Source organism: Mesorhizobium sp. B1-1-5 (assembly GCF_006443065.1).
In the GTDB taxonomy this organism is placed as follows: Bacteria; Pseudomonadota; Alphaproteobacteria; order Rhizobiales; family Rhizobiaceae; genus Mesorhizobium.
The window spans coordinates 1-5,424 of record NZ_VFWS01000194.1; the positions used below are offsets into that span (position 1 = coordinate 1).

The window sequence follows — 5,424 nt, forward strand, 5'->3', positions numbered from 1 at the left end:
GAGATCAAGCGCGAGCCGGGCGACGGCTACTGGACCGAAGTCTGGAACAAGCAGCCTTTCTCGCTCTCCTACTGGGGCGGCCGTCCGACCCAGGACCAGATGTACTCGACCGCCTATCTGTCGACCGCCGACTGGAACGACACCCGCTGGAAGCGCCCGGATTTCGACAAGATGGTGCTTGCGGCGCGCGGCGAGCTCGACGAAGCCAAGCGCAAGAAGATCTACCGCGACATGGGCGAGATCATGCGCGACGAAGGCGGCCTGATCGTGCCGTTCTTCAACCAGTTCGTCGACGCGACCGGCAAGGGCGTCGAAGGCTGGGTCGACAACCCGGCGCAGGAACTCAGCAACGGCCATGCGCTGATCGAGTGCTGGCTGCAGGCCTGATGAAGGATAAGGGAAGGGCTGGCGCAAGCCGGCCCTTCTCCGTTTTCATGACCCGCCCGAAAGGCGGGCGTCGTCCCTTCTTCACCATTGCGGGTTGCCGATGTCGTCTCCGATCCTGAGATTGGTCGCTCAGCGCATCTTGCTGGGCCTGGTTCTTCTTTTGGCTGTTTCGGTGCTTATCTTCGCCGGCACGCAGATCCTGCCGGGCGACGTCGCCCAGGCGATCCTCGGCCAATCGGCGACGCCGGAGGCGCTGGCGAACCTGCGCGAGCAGCTCGGGCTGAACGACCCGGCATGGCTGCGCTACGTGCACTGGCTCTGGGGCATCCTGCATGGCGATTTCGGCACGGCGCAGTCGAGCGGACTGGACATCGCGACCTCGATCGGCACCCGGCTGAAGAACACGCTGTTCCTGGCGACCTGCGCGGCGGTCGTCGCGGTGCCGCTGGCGATCGTCCTCGGCCTCATTGCGGTGCGCTATCGCAACGGCTTCGTCGACAAGCTGATCTCCGGCCTCGCGCTGGCCTCGACATCATTCCCGGAATTCTTCATCGGCTATGTGCTGATCTTCGTGTTTGCCGTGCACTGGCAGATCTTCCCGAGCATCTCGACGGTGGACGACTCCACGCCGTTCCTGGAAAGGCTGCAGGCCGTGGTGCTGCCGGCCACGGCGCTGACGCTGGTGGTGCTTGCCCACATGATGCGCATGACGCGTGCGGCGATCCTCAACGTTATGCAGTCGGCCTATATCGAGACGGCCGAGCTCAAGGGGCTGAAGGCCTTCGACATCATCCGCAAGCATGCATTCCCGAACGCGATCGCGCCGGTCGTCAACGTCGTCATGCTCAACCTCGCCTATCTCATCGTCGGCGTCGTCGTGGTCGAAGTGATCTTCGTCTATCCAGGCATGGGGCAGTATCTGGTCGACCATGTCGCCAAGCGCGACGTGCCGGTGGTGCAGGCGGTCGGCCTGATCTTCGCCGCGGTCTACATCACGCTCAACATCGTCGCCGACATCGCCGCCATCGTGGCCAATCCGCGGCTAAGGCATCCGAAGTGACGGGGGCATCCGAAATGACGGGCCGGATGCAAGACGACCAGAAGGGGAACTGAGGCGAATGGCGCTACGACAAATCCCGATAACCGCCTGGGTGGGGCTGATCCTGACCGGCGCTTTCGCGTTCTGCGCCATCTTCGCGCCGTGGGTCGCGCCGCACGGCAACGGCGAGATCGTCGGCGACGTCTGGGAGCCGATGTCTGCCGCCCATTGGCTTGGCACCGACAATCTCGGCCGCGATCTCATCTCGCGCATGATCTACGGCGCGCGCATCACCATGGAGATCGCGGTGGCGGCGACGGCGCTGTCCTTCTCGCTGGGCGCGATCCTCGGCTTCTCGGCCGCGGTGTTCGGCGGCTGGTTCGACACGCTGATGTCGCGCTTCGTCGATCTTTTGATGTCGATCCCGACACTGATCTTCGGCCTCGTCGTGCTTTCCGTGCTGCCGACCAATGCGCTGACCCTGATCCTCGTCATGGGCATCCTCGATTCGACCCGCGTCTATCGCCTGTCGCGCGCGGTGGCCGTCGACATCAACGTCATGGATTTCGTCGAGGCGGCCAAGCTGCGCGGCGAAGGCAAGGGCTGGATCATCTTCCGCGAGATCCTTCCCAACGCGCTGTCGCCGCTGGTGGCGGAGCTTGGCGTGCGCTTCATCTTCGCCGTGCTCTTCCTGTCGGCGCTGTCCTTCCTCGGCCTTGGCGTGCAGCCGCCGGATTCGGACTGGGGCGGCATGGTCAAGGAAAACAAGGACGGCATCGTGTTCGGCATTCCGGCGGCGCTGATCCCGGCGGCTGCGATCGCGGTGCTGGCGATCTCGGTCAACCTCGTCGCCGACTGGGTGCTCAACCGCACGACGAGCCTGAAGGGAGGACGCGGCTGATGGCTGACAAGCAGGCGAAGACGCGGCCGATGGCCGACGGGCAGGCAGGCTCAGGCAAGCTCCTCGACATCCGCAACCTGCGCATCGAGGCGACCGTCTATCCGCCAGGCGAGGCGCCGAAGACCATCACGCTGGTCCACGATGTCTCGCTGACGCTGGAAAAGGGCAAGGTGCTCGGCCTGATCGGCGAATCCGGCGCCGGCAAATCAACCATCGGCCTGTCGTCCATGGCCTATGGCCGCGGCGGCGTGCGCATCACCGGCGGCGAGGTGATCCTCAACGGCCGCGACATCATGAAGGCCGGACCAAGAGGCGTGCGGGCGCTGCGCGGACGCGAGGTGTGCTATGTCGCGCAGTCGGCGGCGGCGGCGTTCAATCCGGCGCACAAGCTGATCGACCAGGTGGTCGAAGCGGCCCTGCTGCACGGCACCGCGAACCGTGCCGAGGCCGAGAAGCGGGCGGTCGCGTTGTTCAAGAAGCTCAGCCTGCCCAATCCCGAGACGATCGGCGAGCGCTACCCGCACCAGGTTTCCGGCGGCCAGTTGCAGCGCGTGATGACGGCGATGGCGCTTTGCTCGGAGCCCGACCTCATCGTCTTCGACGAGCCGACCACGGCGCTCGACGTGACGACGCAGATCGACGTGCTTGCAGCGATCAAGGACGCCATCCGCGACACCCATGTTGCCGCCTTGTACATCACCCACGACCTTGCCGTCGTCGCCCAGGTCTCGGATGAGATCATGGTGCTGCGCCACGGCCGGCTGGTGGAGTGGGGCGGCACGCAGCAGATCATCAAGGAGCCGCGCCAGGAATACACCAACGCACTGGTTTCGGTGCATGAGATCGAGCATCAGGAACAGCAACCCGGCACAACGCCCTTCCTGTCGGTGAAGAATGTGACCGCCGCCTATGGCGGCGGCCATGTCAAGGTTCTGAAGAACGTCTCGGTCGATATCTACCCAGCACAGACACTGGCCGTCGTCGGCGAGAGCGGTTCCGGCAAGTCGACGCTGGCGCGCGCCATCACCGGCCTGTTGCCGCCCGAGCAAGGCACCGTCACCTTCGACGGCAGGCCGCTCGCCAACAGGCTGGCCGACCGGCCGAAGGAAGATCTGCGCCAGCTGCAGATGATCTACCAGATGGCTGACGTGGCGATGAACCCGCGCCAAACGGTCGGCACCATCATCGGTCGGCCGTTGGAGTTCTATTTCGGCATGAAGGGCCGCGAGCGCGACAAGCGCGTCGCCGAGCTGCTCGACGAGATCGAGATGGGCAAGGGTTTTATCGACCGCTACCCGGCCGAGCTGTCCGGTGGGCAGAAGCAGCGCGTCTGCATTGCCCGCTCGCTGGCCGCCAAGCCGAAGCTGATCATCTGCGACGAGGTGACCTCGGCGCTCGACCCGCTGGTCGCCCACGGCATCCTCAAGCTTCTGCTGAACCTGCAGCAGCATGAAAAGGTCGCCTATTTGTTCATCACGCACGACCTGGCGACGGTTAAGTCGATCGCCGATTCCATCGCGGTGATGTATCGCGGCGAGGTGGTGCGCTACGGCGCCAAGAGCAAGGTGCTGACGCCGCCCTTCGACGCCTACACGGACCTTCTCCTGTCTTCCGTGCCGGAGATGGAGATCGGCTGGCTTGAGAAGGCGATCAAGGGCCGGCGCATGGCGAGCGCTGGAAACTGAAGCAATTCCCGTAGAGCCGTTAAGCGGCTTTCCGCACGGAATTGCGTTAAAACAAAGAGATAGCCCGCAAGAAGTCAGCATCCGGGCGGCGGTTGTCATGCGGCTGCAATGCGGAAGAGGAAAGATCGGCTGCAGGCAAGATAGGGCTCGCGGCATCAATCTCAAAAAGGGGGCAGGACATGCAGACGGAACTCGACCATCTCGCCGCACTCGCCGGCAAGGGCAGGATCTCGCGGCGCGATTTCCTCGGCCGTGCGGCAGCACTTGGCGCTTCGGCGGCACTGGCCACGACGCTTGCCGGCAAGGCTTTTGCCGCGACGCCCGTAAAGGGCGGCATCATCAGGGCCGGCCTGCAGGGCGGCGAATCGACCAACAGCCTCGATCCGGCGCTGAATCTCAGCCAGGTAACCTACAACTTCTGCAAGCAGTGGGGCGAATTCCTCGTGCGGCTGACCCCGGAAGGCGGTGTCGAGAACCTGATCGCCGAGGAGATCGGCGCTTCGGCCGACGCCAAGACCTGGACGATGAAGATCCGCGACGGCATCGAATTCCACAACGGCAAGACGGTGAGCGCGGAGGATGTCGTCGCGACGCTCGAGCGCCACGCCGACGAGAAGTCGAAGTCCGGCGCGCTCGGCGTTCTGAAGAACATCAAGACCATCAAGGCCGACGGCAAGGACGTGGTGGTGACGCTCGGCGACGCCGATGCCGACTTCCCCTATCTGATGGCCGACTACCACCTGGTCATCCAGCCGAATGGCGGCAAGGATAACCCGAATGCCGGCATCGGCGCCGGGCCGTACAAGGTTGCCGTCAACCAGCCCGGCGTGAAGCATGGCGGCGAGCGCTTCGCCAATTACTGGCGCGGCGACAAGGCAGGCCATGCCGATCAGATCGAGATCGTCGTGATCAACGACCCGACGGCCAGGCTCGCGGCGCTGCAGGGCACCCAGGTGCATCTCATCAACCGCGTCGAGCCCAAGGTGGTCGATCTGGTGAAACGCATGCCGGGCGTCAGCATCGAGAATGTCGCCGGGCGCGGCTATTACCCGTTCAACATGTTCTGCGACACCGCGCCCTTCGACAATAACGACCTCAGGATGGCGCTCAAGCTCGCGATGGACCGCGAGGAGATGCTGGACAAGATCCTGCGCGGCTATGGCTCGGTCGGCAATGACTTCCCGGTCAACGAAGCCTATCCGCTGTTTTCCGCCGATATCGAGCAGCGCAAGTTCGACCCCGAAAAAGCGGCGGCGGCCTACAAGAAGTCGGGCCATAGCGGCTCGATCCTGCTGCGTACCTCCGACGTCGCCTTCCCCGGCGCCGTGGACGCCGCCCAGCTTTATCAGCAGTCCTGCGCCAAGGCCGGCATCAAGATAGAGATCAAGCGCGAGCCGGGCGACGGCTACTGG

The 5,424-nt window shown here is 64.4% G+C and carries 4 protein-coding genes and 1 pseudogene; all 5 read left to right on the forward strand.

Annotated elements, in window-relative coordinates; translation table 11 throughout:
- Positions 1-387: pseudogene (locus tag FJ980_RS29025) on the forward strand (peptide ABC transporter substrate-binding protein); the annotation flags it as partial.
- 100 nt (positions 388-487) lie between these two features.
- Entirely contained in the window at positions 488-1,447 is a 960-nt protein-coding gene (locus FJ980_RS29030; RefSeq protein WP_140547071.1) for an ABC transporter permease, read from the forward strand.
- A gap of 58 nt (positions 1,448-1,505) precedes the next feature.
- Positions 1,506-2,327 carry an ABC transporter permease gene (locus FJ980_RS29035; protein WP_140547072.1) on the forward strand — a complete coding sequence of 274 codons (822 nt, stop codon included), beginning with the start codon at positions 1,506-1,508 and terminating at the stop codon, positions 2,325-2,327.
- A 29-nt stretch (positions 2,328-2,356) separates the two neighbouring features.
- Positions 2,357-4,012 carry an ABC transporter ATP-binding protein gene (locus FJ980_RS29040; RefSeq protein ID WP_181170609.1) on the forward strand — a complete coding sequence of 552 codons (1,656 nt, stop codon included), beginning with the start codon at positions 2,357-2,359 and terminating at the stop codon, positions 4,010-4,012.
- Positions 4,013-4,191: 179 nt separating this feature from the next.
- The coding region (locus tag FJ980_RS29045) for an ABC transporter substrate-binding protein (RefSeq protein ID WP_140547074.1) at positions 4,192-5,424 on the forward strand (1,233 nt) is incomplete at its 3' end.